General features: G+C 55.8%; 17 protein-coding genes. 14 read left to right on the forward strand and 3 right to left on the reverse strand.

The features are described 5' to 3' along the window. Nucleotides 1–256: 256 nt before the first annotated feature. Entirely contained in the window at nucleotides 257–2284 is a 2028-nt protein-coding gene (locus tag L1A08_RS19990; protein ID WP_238758305.1) for an alpha/beta hydrolase family protein, read from the reverse strand. 331 nt (nucleotides 2285–2615) lie between these two features. Between L1A08_RS19990 and L1A08_RS19995 the strand changes: the two genes are divergently transcribed. From L1A08_RS19995 to L1A08_RS20035, 9 genes are all read left to right on the forward strand, one after another. After that, nucleotides 2616–6314: a DUF1553 domain-containing protein gene (locus L1A08_RS19995; protein WP_238758306.1), complete on the forward strand. Its 3699-nt coding sequence runs from the start codon at nucleotides 2616–2618 to the stop codon at nucleotides 6312–6314. 86 nt (nucleotides 6315–6400) lie between these two features. Beyond that, on the forward strand, nucleotides 6401–7660 hold the full coding sequence (locus L1A08_RS20000) for a DUF1501 domain-containing protein (RefSeq protein ID WP_238758307.1): 1260 nt from the start codon (nucleotides 6401–6403) through the stop codon (nucleotides 7658–7660). A gap of 340 nt (nucleotides 7661–8000) precedes the next feature. Further along, a complete protein-coding gene (locus tag L1A08_RS20005) occupies nucleotides 8001–10253 on the forward strand; it encodes a hypothetical protein (protein ID WP_238758308.1) in 2253 nt (750 codons plus the stop codon). A gap of 21 nt (nucleotides 10254–10274) precedes the next feature. Further along, nucleotides 10275–10586 carry a hypothetical protein gene (locus L1A08_RS20010; RefSeq protein WP_238758309.1) on the forward strand — a complete coding sequence of 104 codons (312 nt, stop codon included), beginning with the start codon at nucleotides 10275–10277 and terminating at the stop codon, nucleotides 10584–10586. Nucleotides 10587–11316: 730 nt separating this feature from the next. Further along, nucleotides 11317–13737: a Hint domain-containing protein gene (locus L1A08_RS22880; RefSeq protein WP_238758310.1), complete on the forward strand. Its 2421-nt coding sequence runs from the start codon at nucleotides 11317–11319 to the stop codon at nucleotides 13735–13737. 106 nt (nucleotides 13738–13843) lie between these two features. Continuing rightward, nucleotides 13844–14242: a hypothetical protein gene (locus tag L1A08_RS20020; protein ID WP_238758311.1), complete on the forward strand. Its 399-nt coding sequence runs from the start codon at nucleotides 13844–13846 to the stop codon at nucleotides 14240–14242. A 9-nt stretch (nucleotides 14243–14251) separates the two neighbouring features. Continuing rightward, nucleotides 14252–14473, forward strand: coding sequence for a hypothetical protein (locus L1A08_RS20025; protein WP_238758312.1), 222 nt, complete (start codon nucleotides 14252–14254; stop codon nucleotides 14471–14473). 118 nt (nucleotides 14474–14591) lie between these two features. After that, nucleotides 14592–15545, forward strand: a complete 954-nt coding sequence (locus tag L1A08_RS20030; protein ID WP_238758313.1) for a hypothetical protein — start codon at nucleotides 14592–14594, stop codon at nucleotides 15543–15545. A gap of 50 nt (nucleotides 15546–15595) precedes the next feature. Next, the gene (locus L1A08_RS20035) at nucleotides 15596–16504 is read left to right on the forward strand and encodes a hypothetical protein (protein WP_238758314.1); all 909 of its coding nucleotides are present in this window, start codon (nucleotides 15596–15598) and stop codon (nucleotides 16502–16504) included. A gap of 166 nt (nucleotides 16505–16670) precedes the next feature. Here L1A08_RS20035 and L1A08_RS22885 read toward each other — a convergent pair whose 3' ends face one another. Continuing rightward, a complete protein-coding gene (locus L1A08_RS22885; RefSeq protein WP_238758315.1) occupies nucleotides 16671–17132 on the reverse strand; it encodes a transposase in 462 nt (153 codons plus the stop codon). A 738-nt stretch (nucleotides 17133–17870) separates the two neighbouring features. After that, nucleotides 17871–18287 carry an RrF2 family transcriptional regulator gene (locus tag L1A08_RS20045; RefSeq protein WP_238758316.1) on the reverse strand — a complete coding sequence of 139 codons (417 nt, stop codon included), beginning with the start codon at nucleotides 18285–18287 and terminating at the stop codon, nucleotides 17871–17873. Between the two features lie 482 nt (nucleotides 18288–18769). Here L1A08_RS20045 and L1A08_RS20050 point away from each other — a divergent pair, with 482 nt between their 5' ends. The 5 genes from L1A08_RS20050 (at nucleotide 18770) to L1A08_RS20070 (ending at nucleotide 22631) form a co-directional block, all read left to right on the forward strand. Then, nucleotides 18770–19336, forward strand: a complete 567-nt coding sequence (locus L1A08_RS20050) for a c-type heme family protein (protein ID WP_238758317.1) — start codon at nucleotides 18770–18772, stop codon at nucleotides 19334–19336. Nucleotides 19337–19464: 128 nt separating this feature from the next. Next, complete coding sequence (locus L1A08_RS20055; protein WP_238758318.1) at nucleotides 19465–19791, forward strand: Rieske (2Fe-2S) protein; 327 nt, start codon at nucleotides 19465–19467, stop codon at nucleotides 19789–19791. Between the two features lie 113 nt (nucleotides 19792–19904). After that, entirely contained in the window at nucleotides 19905–21698 is a 1794-nt protein-coding gene (locus L1A08_RS20060) for an NADPH-dependent assimilatory sulfite reductase hemoprotein subunit (protein ID WP_238758319.1), read from the forward strand. 24 nt (nucleotides 21699–21722) lie between these two features. Then, nucleotides 21723–22178, forward strand: a complete 456-nt coding sequence (locus tag L1A08_RS20065) for a GyrI-like domain-containing protein (RefSeq protein ID WP_238758320.1) — start codon at nucleotides 21723–21725, stop codon at nucleotides 22176–22178. 117 nt (nucleotides 22179–22295) lie between these two features. After that, on the forward strand, nucleotides 22296–22631 hold the full coding sequence (locus L1A08_RS20070; protein WP_238758321.1) for a cupin domain-containing protein: 336 nt from the start codon (nucleotides 22296–22298) through the stop codon (nucleotides 22629–22631). Nucleotides 22632–22965 lie beyond the last annotated feature (334 nt).

Genomic DNA, 22965 nt, shown 5'->3' on the forward strand with positions numbered 1-22965 from the left:
TGGGGGAGATCGGATATTTCGGCAGCAGAGGGCGGATCAATTGCCAAAACTCCTCTGATGTCAGAAACTGGGAAAAGGCCGAGCACCGTTCCATGGCGGATTCTCCTTTGTGTGATGTCTGATAACACCACAATGGGAGGGTCCGCCTTTTCCTTCAACCGCAAATGCTCCGCAGAGGTTTTCGGATAGGCTCTTAGTCTTCGGAAAGAACCGGGGGGGGTATGAACCCGGTTCCGGCTGCCGTTCTTCCGGGGCTTTAATTGATTGGATTGCCCTGGCCGTCGACTGGGGCGACGATGGTTATGGTGTCGCCCAGGAGTGTTACGAGTTCCGGCAGGTCGTATTCTCGGAGGACGCCGTGGACGGCGTTTACGACCTGGTTGCGAGTGAGTTTGCCGCGGATGACTTCGGTCCAGGAGGTGAGTGGGCGGATCAGTTTGACGTCGCTGATTAACTCCGGGGCGAGGACGGCTGCATGCAGGGCGGGCACGCAAAGTTCGTCGGTTGCGACGAGTGAGATCGGTGCATTCGCATTGTCTTCTTCCGCCCTGAGAAACCTGGTGGTTGCCAGGATTTCTTCCGTTCGTTGAGCGACCAGCGATGTCCCGCAGAGGTAGGCGATTACCGCATTGCCGGCGTTGACGCCGAAACTGTCGCTGTACCAGCGTTGACCTTCCGGCTGGGTCGTGCCGATTCCGGAAATGTCGATCGCCAGGACTGACTGTCCTCCCTCGACAAGTGCTTTCAAGTCCGGATCGCTTTCGACGGCTTTGTTGGCCCCGTCCGCATGCAGATACAATGTCGTGCCCATCGACGGTCCGTTCGGTTTTACCCAGGTCCCTGCGAGAGGCACACCCGAAGTTGTCGTCAACAGAACCTGTTCTTGCTGTCCGGATTCGGAGTCCGTTTCCGCGACGTCCTCGGGCTGAGCTGCGGCGATCTCATTGAGTGGGGAGAGGCCGAGCGTCTTGCGAATGCGTTCGCGGGATTGTGCTGGAGTCTCGTTGCTCCACTTCTTTTCTCGGACGTCCGCAAGCCGCTGGGCTTCTTCCAGGTTGAGATCGAACGCTGAACGCGAACCCGGGAGCAGCATCACCTGTCCGTTCGGCGTGGACCACATCTCCTCGTCGGAGAACAAGTTGAGTTCCGGTTCGGTCACCGCAACGTCGCGGTCTGCCAGCCAGCGAAGCATCCATCGAGCGGCTGCTTCTCGCAACGGTTTCTTGAAGCCATGGGTGTCGTCGTTCTCGGCGAGATCAACTCGCTCGCCGTAGCCGAATCGCATGTAGACTCGCTTGGCGTCCCGAAACGCATCCCACGAGCCGCTGATGTCGAAGAAGTCCTGCGTTGCCGCACAGATCAACGTCGGACGCGGCGCTCGCATGATGACGTAGTCAGCGTGATTCATCCCGGCGGCCAGTTGCCCGAAGATGTTTTGTTCGGCGTCCTGAGGTCCGATTGTCGTCAGGAGCTGCTCGAAGCTTGTGATGTAGCAACTTGGTGCCGCAGCGACGATGCGGTCATCCAGCGCCATCAGGTACGACGTCTGCGTCCCGCCGCCGCTGTTGCCGAAGCAACCAATTCTCTTGCCGTCGATGTCTGATCGCGACTGCAGATAATCGATGCCGCGCATGCCGTCCCAAATCTCATACTGAGCGGTGTTCCAGCCGAGGAGTATCGCCCCGATGCCCACTTGAGTATGACCAGTGGTGGCGCTGGCGATGACAGGAGTTCCATCGGACTTCAGCAGCTGCTTCCGTTCTCCCTGACAGATGGGATCGATAATGAACGCAGCGATGCCATTGAGTGCCAGCAGGGCACACGACGCCTGGTACCCTTCGTAGGCCTTCCCGTTTGCGGAGTGACCACACACCACCAGCACGGCTGGATACGGTGCGGTGAATTCGTTGCTGTCCGGCAGGAATAGTGTTCCCGTCACATAATGCTGTGGCCGGCTTTCATACAGAAGTTTCTCGACGCGGAAACCTGCTCGCTCAGCGCGGCCCGTGACTTGAGGGTTGAGCGGAGTGCGGTCAGGGAAGCCGCCGATCGCCTTCGTAAAATATTGCTTCAACTCCTGTTGATGAGTGCGGATGTCATCGACATTGGTCCGATCTTCGTAAGCTTCCCGCCGTTTCGCGAGCAGTGCCTGCGATTTTGTCAGCAGTTGGTGATGTACGATCTCCCTGGGGGCAATCTCGGCCGGCTGCTGTGGTTCAGCTGCGGACGCAGCGAGTGGAAAAATCAGCAAGCAGAAAGTCACGATCAAACGGCATTGTGTCATGGGGCGTCTCTCATCGTGAGGATCGGGGAAACTCGGGGAGGGGACTCATCAATCAGCCAGCGTTGATTGGATTGTATTTATGGCGGATTTGAAGAGCAAGTACGCATCGTGGTGAGAACGTTATTCGAGCGTGTCAACCACCGTGTATGCGGAGCCCGATTGGTCCCAATCGAAAAGCGGCAACGACCTCACCTGAGTCATTCATGAAGCCGCGTCCCGTAGCGACGTGCTCACGGTTGCTGAGAGTCGTACGTTGTGCAACAGTGTACGTATCACCGAATCTTTATTCTTAGTGCATCCTTCTCCGAATAGGTCCCACGTGCGATTGAGAATGCTCATAAACAGGTTCCAGCAAAGTCTGGCGTGGCTGGTGTTGATCGCCATGGTGTTTTGCGGCGTGAGTTTGTCGGCTGCCGAGCCAATTCTGCAGTGGCGTTTTGACGGGCACGCTCAACCGGGGGCCTGGGAAGGGACCTTCGGAAAGCCAGCCGAGGGGCCGCGATCTCCTCGGTATCCCGATTTCAACGAGCGAAATCAGGCAATTGCCATTTCCGGCCATAAAGGCTGGATCCTGTTGAAAGATCACGAACGGGGCGGCTTCACCAACATTCGCTTCGGAATTGGAGACACGTTTGGCTTTGAAAGCTGGGTCAAGTTTCAATCGATTGGCTCCGGACAGATCGCTTACATTCTGGGTAAAGGACGTTCGCCGAAACACGGGGAAGACTTTCCTGAAGAAAACCAGAACTACTCCATTCGGTTTCAGGGAACGGGGAACGGGGCTCAATTCGGGTTGCTTTTCACAAGTGAGCATCCTGAAACGAATGAGCGGGCGTGGCACCGCTGGTGGAGTGCCCAGACGATTCCTACCTCTGGGTGGCATCATGTGGCGTTGCAGTTCACGTTCGGGGACAGCGACAGCCTGCAGGCCTGGATCGACGGCCAGTCAGTTTCCGGCAGCTGGAGCGAGAATGGTCCGACCGATCTGCCTCCGGTTCAGGATGCCGATGACCTTGTAATCGGCACGGGATACACGCGTGGCGAATCGTCGTCGTTCCGCGGCTGGATCGACAATCTCGCGATCTATCGGTCCGGATTCGATCGCCAGGAGATGGCGGAACGCTATGTCTACTGCCCGCCCCCGCCGCCTGTCACTCGCGAGATGATTCCTGCAGGCAAAGTCCTGATGCAGATCAGCGAGAAAGACGTCCCGGAAGCCCCTGGCTGGCCAGCGGAACCGCAAGTCACCGAGACATACGAGGAAGACGTGTTCGGTTTCTTCGAGGTGCCTCATAAGTACGTCTCTACCGGAGTGCGTGGCGATCGCGCGAATCCGTCCCACGTGCGAGCCTCCGCAATGGTGCCCTTGCCGAAGGGAACGCATCGGCTTCTGCTCCGGGGACGTGGGCTGTCCCGATTATTCATCGACGGGAAACAGGTGCTTCAAACCGCACCGCGAACAACGGAATCGAGCGGGCACACTCCTTTGTCGGCCCAGGACGACTATCTCAATCTGGGGCCGGACTTTCGCTTTGCCCCGCCTGGCAATCAGGAGGTCTGGGGAGAGTTCACGACTGATGGCGGCGACCACTTCGTCATTCTGGAGACGATGCTGGGCAACGTAAAAGGCAGAAACAAGCAGCGTCCCGAACTGGGCGAGACCGTCGCGGCGATTTCACTGGAAGGAGCGGAATTCTGGTCGCTGCTTTCTCCGAGTGAGCGGACTGTTCCGTACACCGATGCCGGTTGGAAAGCCTATGAGCAGGAGCGTCGGGACTGGCTGGCCGAAGTGAATGCGAAAGCTAGAGAGAACTGTCGTGTCGCCCATGCCGACTATTGGAACCGGCGACGCACCGCCGCCGCGGAGTGGTTGTCTCAAATTGAGGGTGTTAACGTGCCGCCCTTGCCGGACGGCTTTCCGGCTCTGAATGCCATTGATCATTTTCTCGGAGCAAGGATCGCGGACGCGAGAAGAGTTTCCCTGCAAAGTGAGCAGAGCGGTGTGGAGTATTTTGAGCAGATCCGCCCGCTCCTCGAGTCTCGCTGCTACTCCTGTCATCAGGGAGGAAAAGCCCAGGGAGGGCTCCAGATCGACGATCATGCCTCGATGCTGAGGGGAGGAGATTCATACGGCCCGGCGATCGTTCCAGGGCACGTCGAAGAAAGTTCTCTCATCGCCCGTATCATGGCTGAGGACGAGAGCGAAATCATGCCTCCCAAGGGGGACCCGCTGTCAGCTGAAGAGATCGCCATATTGAAACAGTGGATCGCCGGCGGAGCGGTGTGGCCACAGTTCGACGTCAGCAGTATCGAGCCAACTCCGTTGACCGACGATCTCAGCTTTCTGCGTCGTGTCACGCTCGACACTGTGGGCGTCACGCCGACCGAAGCAGAGATCAACGAGTTTCTGAACGACGATCCAGACAGGCGGCGGACCAACGTGATCGATCGACTGCTGGCCGATCGACGGTGGGCCGATCACTGGATGAGCTACTGGCTCGATGTTCTCGCCGAGAATCCGAACATTATCAATCCGACCTTGAACAATACCGGTCCGTTTCGATGGTGGCTCTACGAGTCGCTGCTCGACAACAAACCGCTCGATCTGTTTGTGACCGAACTGATCCGCATGGAAGGCAGCGAGCGGTTCGGAGGCCCTGCCGGTTTCGGTACCGCTGCTCAGAACGATCTGCCGATGGCTGCGAAGGGAGTCATCATCAGCAGCGCGTTCCTGGGTGTCGAGATGAAGTGCGCCCGCTGTCACGATGCACCGTCTCACGTGTCGAAACAGCAGGATCTCATGGAACTGGCTGCCATGTTGAAGCAGGGCTCGGTGAAGCTTCCCGCTTCAAGCAGCGTTCCGGCCGATCGTCTGCATCAGACGGGGCGCAAGGCGTTGATCGAAGTCACCCTTCAACCGGGAGCCGTGGTTGACCCTGTCTGGCCGTTTGCCCGTTACTGTGAGGAATCAGTGGCCGATTCGCTGGCGGAACATCCCGAGGACTCTCGGGACCGACTCGCCGCTCTCATTACAGCGCCGCAGAATGAGCAGTTTGCTCAGGTCATGGTCAATCGGATCTGGCATCGCCTGATGGGCCGTGGTCTCGTGGAAAACGTTTCCGACTGGGAACGCGGTCAGGTCTCTCACCCGCTACTGTTGAAGTGGCTCGGGCATCGGTTCGTGGAATCGGGCTACGATGTGAAAGCCATCAGCAAACTCATTCTCAATTCCCACGCGTATCAGCGAGCGGCCGATTCAACCCTGACTGAAACCAGTCCGTTGTACATTGCGCCCGCACCGCGACGCCTGTCGGCCGAACAGATCGTCGATTCCGCGTTCCATGCAACTGGCACTCCATTTGAACTGGAAGAGGTCAGTCTCGACATCGACAGTGTTCGGGAGATTCAGAACGCCCTTACGCTGGGCAAACCTCGACGGGCGTGGATGCTGGCCTCAACGTCCAACGAACGGGACCGGCCCAGCCTGTCGCTTCCTCGCATTACGGCTGTGGCGAGCGTAATGAAAGCATTTGGCTGGCGTGGCGCCCGGCAGGATCCCCGAAGTGTGCGTGAAACAGATCCGAATGTGTTGCAGCCGGCCATCCTCGCCAACGGTGTCGTGAGCACCTGGCTGACCCGATTGAGCGATCATCACGGCATGACGAAACTTGCTCTGGAAGACCAATCGGTCGAAGAACTGGTCGACCGTGTCTTTCTTCGCTTATTGACTCGACCGCCGACCGATGGAGAGAAAGGGCAGTACGTTCGTCTGCTTTCCACGGGATACGAGACGCGCGTCATTCCTGTCTCAGAGCGCGTTGTACCACCGAAAGTCGAACGGAAGCGGACGAAGTATGTCAGCTGGTCGAACCATGTTGATGGCCCCGCCAATGCGCTCGCTCTCGAAAAAGAAGCGGAGGCTCGTCAGGGCGATCCGCCTACGAACGCGTTGACTGACGACTGGAGACTGCGGATGGAAGACTTCGTCTGGGCGGTATTGAATGCCCCGGAGTTGATCTACACGCCTTAGCACTGTTGCCGTTTAGTTGTTCAACCAATCGGATCTGGTTCGCTGTTGAGTCCTCTGGAGTTGATATGGATCGAAGAAGCTTTCTGATGAAGTCGAGTGCACTGGCCGGAGCCACGATGGCCGGCCGCACGGCGTTGGGCTCGCCAAGTGCTGTCGAGATGCCGCAGGGGAAGGCCCAGCATGTTATCTTTCTCTGGCTAGGTGGCGGCATGTCTCAGATCGACACGTTCGATCCGAAGCGCCGTGGCAACTCGAAAGCCTCTCCGAAAGTTGCTGGTTCGGAGTACGGCATGATCGATACGATCGTGCCCGGCGTCCAGTTCTGCGAGCATCTTCCTTGCACCGCACAGCAGGCCGATCGCCTCACTGCGATTCGGACCATCAATCACCACCTCATCGATGAGCACGCCTTTGGCACCAACTTCGTCCATACGGGACGCCTCATCAGCGGCAGCGTTACCTATCCCTCCATCGGTTCGATCATCGGACATCTGCGGGGAGCAGCCAATCCGGATGTTCCTGCCTACATGCTGATCGGTTACCCGAATGTCAGCCGCGGTCCCGGCTTCCTGGGTGCGAAGGGGGGATTCGTCTATCTCGTTGACACCGAAAGCGGTCCGGCCGGATTCTCTCGACCAGGGGATGTGACAGCCGCCCGAGCGGAACGTCGCCGACAATTGCTGAGGCCGTTGACCGAGAGCGTGCCAGAGGGATCGGTCATCGAGCAGTATCAGGCCGCCCAAGCCGAAGCGATGCGGCTTGCCGGTCCCGAGTTCATGCGTCACTTCCAGTTGAATGACGAGCCGGCTGAGTTACGCAACGCCTATGGGGGCGAGTTCGGACAGCGATGTCTACTGGCTCGACGTCTGGTGCAGGCCGGAGTCCGATTCATCGAAGTCTCGCACAACCTGAACTTCATCAACGGCACCGGCTGGGATACCCATAACGAAGGGCAGCAGAACCAGCATCTGCTCATCCAGGAACTTGACGTTGCACTGTCTACTCTGATGACAGATCTCGAACAGCAGGGAATTCTTGATAAGACTTTGATCGCACTCGGCACCGAGTTCGGACGCCCGGCTGCGTACGATGGACGGGGAGGAAGAGGGCATCAGGGAACCTGTTTCAGCCTGGTGCTGGCAGGGGGCGGTCTCAAGCATCGCGGAGCTCTCGGAGTGACCGACGAATTGAGCAAAACGATTGTCGAACGACCTGTCTCCATTCCCGATTTTCATGCGACGATCCACGCGGCGATCGGTATCAATCCGACTCATGAACTGTACGATGGTTCCCGCCCAGTCCCCATTACCGATGGCGGCCAGCCCGTCGCCGAGCTGTTTGGCTGATTATGTTGCTCTGGTAGCGGCATGGGGCCCACTATCGCACGTCCGCAATTGTGGACCGGCTCTCGCAGAGGAGCTTCTGGCTCTACCGCAGAAAGGCATCCGAAGAATGAAATTTGTCGGCCGGCTGACAGCGATCGCCTATGCAGTAGATGTGTTTGACGCAAACCAATCTCGCGAATTGGGGTCCGCGTGAAAGACGAAGTCGCGGACTGAGTTCGGTGAAATGGGTGCGCAGAGGGAGGTCTGAAGCGATATCGCAAGCGGACCGTCACACGCATCGACGTGATCGTCGAACTACGCCGTCTTCTTCTCCCGTTTCTGAGTCTGCTCCGCGCCCCATTTGGTCTGCCGGCAGACCCAGGCCGAGTTCGGTCGGTATGTCGAGGATGAAGCCCTTGCCGAAGAAGGCTTGGCCAAAGGGCACGCGGAGTCGGCTCGGGACGTGGATGTCGCGCTGGCGGGAACGCAGGCGAAGTATTACCAGGCCGGCCGTGAGTTGTATCAGTACACCGCGCAGGAACTTTTGAACGCGGTCTTTGAATCGACCGACACGCCGTCCAATGCCGAGCTTTATACCGGGCTGATCAAAGCGAACTGGTTGAGCCGGGATATGGCCGAGTCGGAGGATCGGATCGCCTACGCGGAAGACCTGGCGGACGCTCATGAGTCGCATGAATACGCTCGGGCCCTGAAGAGCAAGACCTATCAGCAGGCGCGCGTATCGGCTCAAGAGACCCGCGATAACGCTCATGCGGCATTGTGGGCCGACTTCGCGGTCCTGCAGGCGGAGACTTATGCCAATCAGATCTCGAGTTGGTCAACCAGCGGCGCGACGCCGTGGCACGTGCACGCGGCCGACACCGCGGCGGCCTTCGAGGACTGGGCCGCGGTCGACCAGGTCGAGTCGGTCACGCGACAGATCGATGAGAATGAGGCGAATCGCATTTACGAGCATGCCGTGGAAGACGAACGGAAACTGCTGCGGAGCACACGCGCGTCCGATCAGGCGGATCAGGCGATTTATTCACAACAGCAACGCGAAGCCGGCTATGAATGGGTGGTCGACGAGAACGGCGACGGCTCCTGGGTCTTTGCGAGCGATCCGGCGGAGCGATATCAGTCATCAACGGTCAGCACGCCCACCGAACTGACACCGGACCGAGCATCAGATCCCACCTGGGGCGAAGAGAACCTGGATGAGGCAGCCTTCGCAGCCGAGTACAACCTGAACGGTGCGTTCGGATCAAGGCTCGGCAATGGGGAGGGGATCGAAGAGATCGGGCTGACGGAGGGCAATCCGGGAACGATGCGCGGTCAGGGTTTTGACCGGGAGAACGCCTTCGCGGTGATCGGCCGGAGTCAGAACCAGGCGAATTCCAATCCGGTTAACGTGGCCTGGGGCGGCAACCTCCGGAATCAGAATACAAACGGCGGTGGAAACCCGACGATGATGACCGAGGGCTCGTCGGTTTCGACGGAGCGAGAGGGAGCGGAACCGCCGGAGGGGGACAACGGATATCGGGGGCAGAATTCCGAGGAAACGCCCACGGGACAGGTGCCGACACCTTCGGTGCCGTCACCACCGAGTGAGCCCAGCGGAACGGCTATCGCATTGGATTCAACGACCTCCGAAGGAGATAGTTGCGACTGTGACTGCGAGGAGGAGACGCCAGTATTCGAACCAGCCGAGGAGCTCACATGGCTTGATTATGTGGAGAACGTAAAACCTGATGTTGCAGAGTTCTTGAGGGATCGTAATGTTGTTCTTGAACGTCGGCGACTCTATTGGGTCAACTTCGTGGTGGAGGATCGCGTTGACGAAAACGGAAATCCGTATACGGCATTCATCGTTGATGACAACGAAGGATGGGTCAACGATTGGTTCGGTGGAACAAGCACTTACGACATCGTCAGTTGGATCATCGCTGACGTGGAACGGCAGGATTCTTACAAGAAATGGCAAAAGGAGAAATATCAACAACAAGGCCCACAATGGGAGGCTCCGAGCCCAACTTCAGGAATGACGCCCGAAGAACTGATGGCGGCCGCAGGGGCTGCGGAGGAAGATCTGAATGAGGCCGCGTGGAAACGCTGGAACAATGAGCACTTCGGTCCAGGAGGCTCCGCCGATCAGTTGTTGTTGTCCGTCGGGGGATTCGCGGCTGGGGCGGCCGCGGCGAATCATAAAGGATTTGTGCGTGGCCAAAATCGAATCAATCTTGAGAACCATCGTCTGGATGCAAGCAGAGGGTTTGATGCGGCAAAGAACACTTATCGGGTGAACCCAGCTCCTGAAACGCCCGAAACTGGTGATCTCTTTGAACGTACATTCAACACTTCCGAAGGGACACTTGGATTCTTGGCTGAAGTTGAAGTCCAAGGCGGTACTCTGATATTACGTGACGTTGCAATTTATGGTCCACGTCCGTTGACTGGCATGCTCAACGACGTATTGGCAGCTCGAAGCAAGATTATCGACGAGGCCAGAGCGATGGGATTTCAAAAGCTTCAGATTACGGGTACTAGGGTCCAGGGAAGCTCGTCAGCGAATCCCGGACACTGTATTGACATTACGATCGATTTATACAAATAAAAGCCAATTGGAGGAGAAAGAATGGAAGATCAAATGCGTAAGATTCGTTATCTCGTAGACTGCGGGATTTCCAAAGAAAATATCATCAGAGAAATGGCGCACGAGGGGTTCTCGATCATCGAGGCAATAAAGGCAATTCGAGAAGTTTACAACATTAGCTTAAGGGCAGCTAAACAGGATGTATCATCACATCCAAGTTACATTAAGGCAGCTGAGGACTCTATCCCTATCCAAGACGCGTTTTATCGAGCCTTCACTGAGTATGGTAAGGATTTCGAGATTTCAGACGGTGACGAACACCGGCAATCCGATCCACCGCAGGAAGAATATTGATTCGATTAAACGCTGGTTTCCGCTGGCGTTTTGACGTGCTGTGTGTCACAGCATTTCGGTGTGTTTTGCCCGAGTTCTCGGGCGCGTGAGACGAACCGCGATTTGATGCTCAGACTGAAAATCAACTCATCAGTGCATCAACAGTATCCCGGCCTCCTGTTCAACGGATGTGTTTGACGCAAATCAATCCCGCAAAATGCGTTGAGCCGGATAGACTAAGCCGCGGACTGAGTCGGATAGAATGTGAGAGCAGGGGAGAGGCTGACGTGATTGCGCTGCTGTTTGTCACAACATTCTGGACTTTTCCGCGCGAGTTCTCGTCACTTTGTCTACAGCTCAAGTGTTCTCAGAATCAGTCACCATTTCCAACTCGCTGTAATCCTCAAATCACTCCCGCTTGATCCCAATTGATCGACTCCGCTCCCCAATTCCTACGCCACATTTTTCTCGCAAGCCTCACAACTCAAACCTCGGTTCGCTTTGAGCCGTGCCTGCCGAGCTGCAACCCTGGCCTCTTCCAACTGCTTCCGTATTTCTGCTCCTGTCCCGAAATACATCTCATCTGGAGTCTGGCGGGATGGCCGGGAGGTTTATCTCCCGGTTGCGGAGCAACAAGCGGTTGGCCATGGGCGGTTCGAGGGTCTTTCCGACGCAACTTCAATCGCGACCACACTCGGGTCTTCCAGATCGATCGTCAACGATCAGCTGCTGGTGACTTCGTCATCTGGAAGTGAACTTCCGGGCGATCCCGCGTGAGCTGTATCAGTACGTGCACGCGGCCGACACCGCGGCGGCCTTCGAGGACTGGGCCACGGTCGACCAGGCCGAGTCGGTCACGCGGCAGATCGATGAGAATGAGGCAAATCGCATCTACGAGCACCTCGTCGAAGACGAACGGGAACTGCTGCGGAGCACACGCGCTTCCGATCAGGCGGATCAGGCGATTTATTCACAACAGCAACGCGAAGCCGGTTATGAATGGGTGATCGACGAGAACGGCGACGGCTCCTGGGTCTTTGCGAGCGATCCGGCGGAGCGATATCAGTCATCAACGGTCAGCACGCCCACCGAACTGACACCGGACCGAGCATCAGATCCCACCTGGGGCGAAGAGAACCTGGATGAGGCAGCCTTCGCAGCCGAGTACAACCTGAACGGTGCGTTCGGATCAAGGCTCGGCAATGGGGAGGGGATCGAAGAGATCGGGCTGACGGAGGGCAATCCGGGAACGATGCGCGGTCAGGGCTTCGAGCGGGAGAACGCCTTCGCGGCGATCGGTAGGAGCCAGAACCAGGCGAATTCCAATCCGGTCAACGTCGCTTGGGACGGCAACCTCCGGAATCAGAATACAAACGGCGGTGGAAACCCGACGATGATGACGGAAGGGTCCCCTGTTCCTGTATCAAGTAGTTCCGGCGCAGGAACCCAAGCTAGCGGTGGCGCGACTACTTTAGGTGGATCGTTTTCGCGATCAGGTGGTTCACAACAACAAATAGTTGATTTATGGGGTGCCGGCAACGAATATCTTGGTTGGCGCGTCGATAGCTATTCAACAGATCCGCTTGGCGGCGAGGTTATCGACTCAACGTATTATCTGTCGAACGGCGACGAGGTGCCCCCATATCCCTTTGAACGTGAAGTTCCTCTTAGCGAGAACAATTCAGCTACCGACTCTCAACCACCGAACGAGCCGCCACAATCTGAGGGCAAAGGCAATATTTCGAGTGAAGTCGATGGGTTGCATTCAATGCGACCCCGCGAATTTCCTTTCGATTTCGAGGGACCCCTCCCTCCAGGGTCATGGAGAGCCCCGGTGCCGGAAGGTCATCCTGGCCTGAATATCTCTCCCTATCACGGAACAGGAGCCTATTACACGATCGACGGGCAACTGTGGGAGCTTTCCCCTGAAGACGTCGAAGATCTGCGGCGTATCAGGGCGCGAGCGGAAGATCCTTTAGGGACGGCGGCGAATTACTTCCTCCCCTTCTCTGAGACCGAAGAGCAATTTTGGGATCGAATCACCCTAGAGGCAGTCGATTACCGGCTGCAGTGGAGCCACAATCCGCCTCCAGGTTACGTGGCGGATCAGATTCACAATGATGCCGCTCGTAGGGTCATGAACAATGATCTGCAACGACTGTTACAGCTTTCGGATACTTTCGACTTGATCACCTTAGGAGCGGCTGGCATTCCGATGCGATTAGGGAAAGAATCGCTCGAAAATGGCGTGGAACGGAATGTCAAAAACAGGCTCAAGAACGGAGCGGCGGAGAACGTGGCGGATACGCTCGATGGCTCGGCGACGCGGGGAGCCGCCGATGCGAACCAGTTGCCAATTGTGAATCAACTGCCGACGTGTTTTGTTGCGGGAACGCCGATTCTGACGCCTAGTGGATCAGTTCCGATTGAAAATCTGAAGGCTGGTGACTACGTCTGGGCGCGTTCGGAACACGATCCAGGCGGAGACATTCGCCCGCAACGGATCGAACAGACATTCATTCTTGAGGCACCCACGATTGCAATTGTCGTGGAGGGTCACACAATTGAAACAACGCCGGATCACCCGTTCTTCGTGGCCGGCAAGGGCTGGGTTCCCGCACGAGAGCTGGAGGAAAATGACCTTCTTGCGGGCCACAACGACGTGATTGCGCCGATTTCTTCGGTGTTTCCCACGGGGGAAGTCCAAACCGTCTATAATTTTCGGGTTCGAGATGACCATACGTACTTCGTGGGTGACGATGGTTGGGGATTCTCGCTATGGGTGCATAACACCTACAAGATTACAGAAATCGATGGCCCAAATGGAGAAAGGCTTTACCAAATAATCGACGAATCGACTGGTAATCCAATCAAGGATGGTACATTTGATGACCCGGTAAAGGCGAAGGATCGGCTTGAGGAGCTTGAGGACTTTTCGGTCAGGGAGTCGCCATTCGGCGCGTTGTACGGCAGTTTCGAAGACGCTGCAGGAGTGGATGAACTTTATGGGGTAATTAAGATTGAAACGAAGGATGAGGAAATGTTCTTGAACGGGTTCAAACAAAAATGGATCGGACAAACGCCGAGTGGCCGATGGGTTACGTCGTTCTACAATAGAACTTTACAGAAGTTCACCACCGCAAAATCTTCTTCGCATAACCCTAACTACTGATTGGACAGCGATGGTTGCAAAGAGAGTTGTGGTGAGCAGGGGGCCAGTCCCAGCCGTCGTCTGGACCTCGTTGGCAGAGAAGAGTAGGCACGAACACAGGACGCAGATGTCCGAACAAGATACTGACCTGTGCAGAGGAATGAAGGTTGTGAGCGCTGATGCAGGTCCAGATTTTCTTATATTGCACTTAGATGGGGGTTGTATGCTGCGAGTCTTTTGCGACGGCGAGTGGGTTCAGTGGGAGATTGTCAGACCAGGGGACCATATCGGTTTTCAAGGTGAGGAAGAATGGAACGTAGAGTCGGTGCGCCACGGAGATGTGGTGACGTACGAATTTCCAAGAAAGGAGTTAGTGGATCGAGCGGTGGGTAGATCGGTGGTTATGTTGACAGTAATGGTAAAATGTTTGTTTGTTGCATTTGACCAGTTTCAATATATGTTCAACTCGCGGTTCTGCGTGACGGACGGCAAGTATGTGTTACTTTATCACGAAGAAAATGAATGAGTATTCCGCGTGGCTGAATTCCCGCAGACCACATGGCGGGATGGCCGGCAGATTTATCTCCCGGTTGCGGAGCAACAAGCGGTTGGCCATGGGCCGTTCGAGGGTCTTTCCGACGCGACTTCAATCGCGACCACGCCCGGACCTCCCAGATCGATCGTCAACGATCAGCTGCTTGTGACTTCGTCACCCGGAAGTGAACTTCCGGGCCATCCCGCCGTCGCCACCGAGTGAGCCGAGCGGTGGAGTTGCGGTTTACGCTGATTCTTTCGATGATGGAGACGATTGTGAGTGCGCCTGCGAGGCCGAAGAGCCGAGTGGCGTCTATGGTGGGCCGATTACGTTCCCAGACGTGGCATTTTATCTCGGTACAATGCCAGACAGCGTGCGAGTTGGGTTCAATGAGCCGAGATCTATTGGGGAGTACACCGTATACCCATACTATGTGCAAACGGAGAATGGGGAAGTTCTAAGCCACTACGTTGCTTCACTTGAAGTACGATTGATGAACGAAAATGGTCTGTTTGAAGATGTACAGCGATTTGACTGGATCATACCGGCAGGTGAGCTTGGTGGCTTTATCAAGAATGTAGATAGGTATGAATCCGCTGCTGGGGTGTCCTTTGGGCTCAATCGAAATCTCGAAGAATGGCAGATAAAGCTCCACGCGGGTGAGCCAATTTCCGATTGGGGTGGGGATTATGTGTATGATAAATGGACTGATCCTTGGAACTACTTCGCTGCATTTCAAGAGATTGTTGGAGCAGCGGGACCAGTGCGGCCTCACGGTCCGAAACCCAAGACGCCTTTCCCTCATTCGGCTAACCCCAAGGCCCCGGCTAAGACAACACCGCCGCTCAAGCAGGTCGGCGGCGATGCGGAGATCGACCTTTCAGATCAGTCGAAGGGGAAGAGCGGCGATACCCTCGAAGGTAAAGAGGGTAGTGCGGAACGTGGGTTTGATGATAGCATTAATAAGGGCAGGCGAGAACCAGATGAGCCACCGAGGCCAAATGGAATCTCTTTAGTTGATGACCCTGAGAGTCTTCCGAACGGTGGGCCTACGTCAGAGGGCACGTACGTCTTTTACCACGGTACTGACGCAGCGAGTGCCAGCGATTTGTGTAGTAACGGAATTCAGCCGAAAGGCCTCAATGACGGAGGGTTTTACGGGACGGTAAGCCCCAAGAGAGCCGCGGACTATGGAGCGATCCTTAGGTCGAGATCCCAGAAGAGGTGTTCCGAGATTTGTTCAACAAGGGGTATATTCAACGAGATCCAGTATTCTTCGATGCCTTTTTTGTGATCCCTGAAGGCATGGAAATAATCAATGCATATCGTTGATGGGAGTGGGGCGTGATCTATGTGTGTGAAGTTGTCGATCAATATACAGTAGGCTGTGCTGGCAAAGGCATGCGCCTTTCATGTGTCAGCGATCGGGGGAATGTGGTGTTATATGATGGCGAGGGTGTAGTGTCGATGGAAGGGCGCGAGATCTACGCAAAGGCTATTATTGACCGGGAAGAAATGTTGCCGGTGTCGATTGGCAATACGAGTGGTGTTCCTGGGTTTTGGGCGCATTCGATGGCGCCTATGGGTGAAACGATCATGTGGTTCACCGATGAACTGGATGTGGTTCTTTCTGTAGAGTGTAGGATGGGGTGGGTTTTTCAGAGTAGTGCTAACGTTGCTGGAAGGGATATAATATTCGTACATGAGTCTGTGGATGGCCCTTTTGTAGACGGTCGTTGTGCTTCCACATCGGTTTCGATGGAGAATAGCGAGGCGGATATTTTGCCGTGCCAGAACGTGTCATACTGGGATGGCGGAGTTGTCATTCATCATGAAGGAGTCTTAGAGACTAAGCACGACTTAGAGGCGGAGTCGTTGATTGATGGTCCGTTTCTAATTGATTTTTGGCCGAAGTTTGTGGGCCGACACGAGACGGGCGACGTGTTTGCTCTTGGACAAGAAGCGATTGCGATTGGTCAGGGCAGCAAAGTGGATCGATTGAAGTGGGTTGGCGTCGTGCCGGGTAGATTCACGCAGTTGGGAAACATGATCGTAACGTTCGACGATCGAAATATTGGGATCTGTAGCCTTAGCGAGAGGAGAATGTCCGTTGTCGCGTTACCGAAAAGCGAGGAAGAGCAATTTTTGAACGTTTTGTGGGACGAGAGTAAAGGGGAAGGTGATATTGCGGCGTGGTTATTGACATCGACCAGTAGTGGAGCTACTAAAGTGCGCTCATTGCGGATTAGATAGAGTCCTTCTGCTTATGGGATGTGTTGGGCGCAAATCATTGCCGCGAAATGGGTTGAGCCTGGCAGACGAAGCTGCGGAATGAGTTGGGTGAAATGGAAGGGCAGGGGGAGATGTTAACTGATGGCGCAAGTTCACCGTCACGCGCGACGAGGCGCTCGCCGATTTTCTATACAGCTTTCTTCGCAAACGACTTCACCAGCCCACCCACGTACGACCCCACCTCAAGCTCGTCGAACGCAATCGTCACTACCTCGTCCAGCAGCTCCCGGATCGGCGGCAGATGATCCCGCTCCATGTGGCTCCGGTGATGGTTGTAATACTTCACGAACGAATCCGTCACGTAATCGAGGTGCCGCCTTCCGAACACTATGAACTTGTTGAGACACTCCAGCTTGATCGTCTCAATGAATCGCTCACAACGGCCGTTCAATTTCTGTGATGCCTTTGGCAGCGGATTGGTCTTCATGTTCTGAGCCTTCACGGTCTCTCTGAACTTCCGCGTGAACTTCGCATCCAGGTCGTGCACTACGATCGCTGGCTTCTTATCTCGCTCCTGAGTCTGCTCCGCAAACCACTTCGTCTGTCGGCAGACCCAGGCTGAGTCGGGCCGGTACGTTGACTCCGTCACGATCGCTTCCCGCGTTTGCATGTTGAGGAAAAACGAGCATGTAATGATTGCGCATGTCTCGTGCGGTCATCGACTTGACCGAGAAGAAATCGCATCCCCGCAGAGTCTCGCCATTTCGGTTCAGAAAGTCGGTCCACGAGTCGGACGTTCGATCTGGCCCTGGCTCGATCCCGTGTTCTTTGAGGATGTTCCTGACCGTCTGCCGGCTGATGTTCTTGATGCCGAGTTTCCGCATTTAGCCGATAATTCGGGTGTAAGGGTGGTCTTGGCGATCTCGATGGCGAGTTCCCTGATCTCCCGCGGCTTCCGCTGACCGCCTTTGGGATTCGCGGGCTTCGGCTTGCTCCCGTTCGCTTCCCGCACCCACCGCAGGAGCGTCGATGGCGAGACGATCGTGATCAACTCGCGAATTGGCTGACCGACTTGCTTGCCATACTTGAGCAGTATCTCCCGCTCCCTGGTCGTGCGGAATCTACGGAGAAACTCGCCAATTACGCAGTATTACCGCTACGGAATGTTCCGGTCTGCAACGGTTTGCAAAAGTTTGGGTTCGACGTGAAATGACTGCGTGTTGAGCTTTAAGACCGCTCGGCTGAATATCGCAGGTCGGCTACGGATCCGAAGCGTCAACTACGGGTGACACCTCTCCTGATGGCAGAATGTCGTTCAACAAAGAGGGAGACAGTACGCCTCGGAAAGCTCAGAAGCCGCTTTCTCATCAAGAGATTGCCCAATTGCTCAAATTCGGTTCAGTCGTCGTTGTGAGGGGGCGACATCGGCCAGGGTTACGCTGTTGAGGTACTCTTGCTGAATCCGTTCGGCCTCTGCCAGAACCCCCTTCAACTTGCAGAAGGAGTCAATGATGCAAGATCTGTCAGTACCGACACAACTCAGCAGGTGTGTGTTGCCTTCCACACGCGCGATGACCTCCCCCACCCGGATCTCTTCCGGCCGTCTGGCGAGTTCGATCCCACCACCTATGCCACGGATACTACGGATGTAACCGAGGCGATTGAGGAGTGTGACGACCTTCGCGACGTGATGCACCGAGATCTGAAACAGCGCAGCGACATCCTGAATGGTTGCTCGCTCTTCACGGGTCGCGAGATACATCAGGGTTCGCAGGCAGTAATCGGTTTGGGTGGTCAGCTGCATGGAATCTCGTTCGCACGGACAAGTCGATCTCAGGCTTGGTTTCTCGCTGATGCTGAGGTCGGAAGACCGGCTATGAGCGTGATCGTTGGAGGGGCTGGCGACGGGCTCAGCCACCACAACTGATGGGATCCGGGATGTAGATCGCAGTGCGAGATGTCGACCCATAAGGTTCTCATGAGTCGCTTCAGCCTCAGAAGACGTTCGAGCCATTGTAGTCCGGTCAGAGGATTTCTGCCACAGCGAAGCAGGCTATCGACGAGACTTCCGTAGCTCTCTCAGGCAGTGACCACGAGATTGATTGCGAGTAACAACTGCAGCGGACTTGATCGATTCATTGAACCAGATCTATTGACGTTTCTGTCCGTACTTCTTTACAGTTCGAAACACGTACGGTTTATGCGTGTTTTAATCGGGCGAACGTCAGCACATGCCGGAGCGTCCGATGCTTCCACATCTAACTTCGTATGCGGGGGGAAGAACTGATGAAGTATGTGACGTCCGGAATCGCCATGCTGTCCCTAACAATCGCATTTGGAGTCCTGGTCACTGCAGCCGTGTTCGCGAAAGACGTGAAGTCCACGAAGAGAGCAGCAGAAGAGGCGACTGCCCAGCCGGAGCCAGCCGCTGTGAAGCGAGCCCAAAAGCTTGTGAAAGAGCTGGATAACATCTTCAAGCAGACGATCGTTCTCATTACGGACAAGTATGTCCACGACGAAGAAGATTTTGCCGCCGGGAGCGCTGCGGTCCTTCTGTTCGAAACGATCTCCGAGGGAGGAGACAATAAGGTCCGGCTGCTCGATGTGACCGGCGAACCTTACGATCCCGAGAATGTGGCTCAGGATGCGTTCGAGAAGGAAGGTGTTTCGCGGCTCAAGAAAGGGGCCGCCGGCTACGAGCAGGTCGTCGAAAAGGAAGGTCTGTCCTATCTCCGTTCGATGACGCCGGTTCCCGTTGTGATGCAGAAATGCGTGATGTGTCATCCTCACTACGAGGGTGTCAAAAAGGGAGCCCCCATCGGTGCGATCAGCTATACCGTGCCGATTGACTGAGACTTCGTGAGAACGCCGCGTGGCGCTGGATCGTTAATCAATTGCAGCCGCGACGCGTTCGCGTTCTCGAAGTCGCTTTTCAACGCATGCCAGCGTTGTGTTGCTAATCGCTTAACTGAGGGAACGTGATGAAGGATGCAGTCAGAATCGCGAATCGCGCGGATTTTGCCACCACATCTGCACAGGTCGTTGAGTTTGCAGGCAGAGATGTCGTGGTGTTCGCGATCGGCGAGAACTTTTACGCAGTTGATAACTACTGTCCTCATGCCGGTTATACCCTGCACGATGGCGAGCTGAACGGGACCACTGTTGCCTGCGCGCTCCACGGTGCGGAGTTTGATCTGACAACTGGGAAGTGCGTGGGCGGAGTTCCCTGTGAAGACATCACCGCCTACGACGTGATCATCGATGAGGAAGGCGATATCTCGATCGGGATGGAACAGATTGACGAATAATCGCCCCACTTCGGCCACGTGGCGGGAATTGCTTCATCAGCGCGTGATTCATTACATCTCATGAAGTCTCTTTAACAGAACAACTCAGGTCTACGGGAATAGAAAGAATCGTGATGACGCGCGAAGGATCCGACGAGAAGTTATCTAAGGTCGAACTGATCAAGGAAGCCAGCGTGGGGCTGCGTGGCAGCATCGCCGCCGAGTTGGCAGATTCCGCCACCGATCGTGTCGAAGATGCGACGACCAAATTGCTCAAATTTCATGGAACATATCAGCAGGACGATCGTGATCTGCGTCTCTCACGACGCAAAGAAGGTTTGGACAAGGCCTATTCCTTCATGGTGCGGAATCGCATTCCTGGGGGAAAGATGACGGCTGCCCAGTTCCTGGGGGAACTTGATATCGCCGATGAACTCGGCAACGGAACGATCCGGATCACGACTCGGCAGAGTATTCAGTTGCACGGAGTAGTGAAGGGCAATCTCTGGGACGTCATCCACCGGATCAATGAGATTGGGCTTTCCACACAGTCCGCTTGCGGAGACGTGACACGAAACGTGTGTTGCTGTCCGGCACCGCTGCGTCAGGACAGTTTGCGGGACGAACTTCAGGAGCTTTCCGATCAGATCGCACAGTTCGTACGCCCTCGAACTGGTGCCTATCATGAAATCTGGATTCGCGACCTCGACACGGGAGAGAGTCAGCAGATCGACGCGGTGTCTGAGAGCGAGCCGGAGCCTCTCTACGGCAACCTGTATCTGCCTAGAAAGTTCAAGATTGGGCTCGCGCTGTGCGACGACAATTGCATTGATGTTTACGATCAGGATCTTGGACTTCTGGCCGTCACGGAAGGAGACCGCTTGCTCGGTTTCAACGTCCTTGTCGGTGGAGGGATGGGGACAACTCCCAGCAAGAAGAATTGCTTTCCAGCGCTTGCGCATCGTATGGCGTTCGTCACTCGCGAAGAACTGTTTCCAGTGATTGCCGCAATCATCATGGTGCAACGGGATTTCGGAAACCGGGAGGATCGCAGTCAGGCGCGGATGAAGTATCTGATTCACAATTGGGGACTGCCGCGTTTCAAAGCCAAGGTCGAGGAATATCTCTCGCAAGGCGAAGCGTATTGCAACGTCCCTGAAGGAACTGTTCCTCGTCCACTTGCCGATCCGCATCGGGCTGATGTCACCGGGCATGACGACCACATGGGGTGGCACGAGCAGGCCGACGGAAAATGGTTCCTGGGATTGCCCATCGAGAATGGACGGGTGAAGGACGAGGGGAACCTCAGGTTGAAGACCGCTTTGCGGCAGCTGTTCTCGGAACATGTCCCGACTGCTCGACTAACAGCTCAGCAGAACATCCTGCTTTGTGATCTCGATGAGACTCAGCGTCCCATTATAGAACAGATTCTGGCTGAACATGGTGTTGACACTGTTGGACAGATCAGCAACGTCCGCCGATTTTCATTCGCCTGTCCTGCTCTGCCGACATGCGGTCTGGCCGTTACGGAGAGCGAGCGGGCATTGCCGTCTGTGCTCTCAGAGCTCGAGGCCGAGCTTGCTGAGATGGGGCTCGCTGAAGAGAAGTTCACAATACGGATGACCGGGTGTCCGAACGGCTGCGCGAGGCCATACAACGCTGACATTGGTCTGGTCGGCCGGAGTGTCGACGGTAAGACCAAAGAAGGCAAATACACGATCTTCGTCGGCGGGAATCTGATCGGGACCCGTTTGAACGTTGTCTATAAGGACATGGTGCTCCGAAGCGAGATCGTTTCAGAGTTGCGCCCGATGCTGATCTGCTTTCAGGAGAATCGGAAGCCCGGGGAATCTCTGGGTGACTTCTGCCATCGCTGGGGTGTTGAATCGCTTCCTCTGTCGACCGATGATCGTGCATCGGCGTCTTAATGCCGGACAGATGGAGATTGCAAGATGCTGATTCAGCAGTTCCCTGTTCGTCCACTCTATGGAATCGAAGTACGAGCTTCCGTGCTTAGCCGCGATGAAATCTTCTCTCTCTGGAAGCACTTCGAAGAGGAGAATATCGCGGATCAGATTCCCGCCCGAGTGGATGGTCGACTCATTGCCGCCTATCACAGTTACGAAGAGAACAACTTCCGCACGTGTTCGCATTTTCTAGGATGTGAAGTGATCGACGTACCCTGCGCTGCGGATGGATTCTGCCTGCGTGAGATCCCCGCCGGAGAATATGCGGTCTTCCAGGCACGAGGCGAGATGCCTTTGGCCCTGCTGGACACCTGGACTCAGATCAACGATCTGGAACTGTGTCGAAATTTCTCGCTCGATTTCGAGGTGTACGATCCCGCGATTCCAGGCCAGGTGCAGATCTTCGTGGGAATACATTCCAAGTTTGCGATTCTGAGATGAGTCGGGACCAATCTTGACCGAGGAGGTGATGAGGAGGTTGGTAAGGAGACCCGCTGAACGAACTATTGATGCCTATGGCAACCTCACCTGTAAAAGATGAATCACAAAGGATGACCGATGGCGCTGGACCACGCAAACCCTGGAGAGCTGATCGAGCTCAGGCCGCTGTCAGAACGACAGGGAAACGGTCGCACCTATACGGTCGCCAAGAGCGAAGATCTCGAGCTTATTCGGCTCATTTTGAAAGCTGGAAAAGAGATTGCCACGCATAGCGCCCGCGGGACGCTCGTCGTGCACTGTCTCGAAGGCAAAGTGAACTTCGAGGTGCACGGAAAGACTCATGAAATGCAGGCAGGCAGTCTCCTCTATCTGACCGGTGGAGAACCACACGCTCTGAAGGCCGTCGAGGATTCATCTCTTCTTCTGACGATTATTCTTCCAGAGCACGCGTAGAGAGCAGAGTCTGCTGCAGTCGTCTGATGGGGCTGGCAGGATGCCGAGGCCATCGCCGATCGTCTGGGATGTCCGTTTCTCCAGCGACCGGTCCAGCGATAACGCGCATCTCGTCTGGCCGCCGCGACTGACTTCTACGCCGGCTGATCGTCCTGGCCGAAAGCCAGAGAATGAGCAGGTTGTGCGTGCGTCTGGAGAATGTGATTCCGTACCGAACGGAGTAAGATCATGTGAGGAGCTTCCAGTTCGCCTGCGGTCTCCCCGTGCCCAACCGTCAGCGGTGACGAGGTGCGATCCTCCTCTTGAATGGATGGGGGAGCCGAAGCTGGGTTGG

This window comes from Rubinisphaera margarita, from assembly GCF_022267515.1.
Taxonomy (GTDB): Bacteria; Planctomycetota; Planctomycetia; order Planctomycetales; family Planctomycetaceae; genus Rubinisphaera; species Rubinisphaera margarita.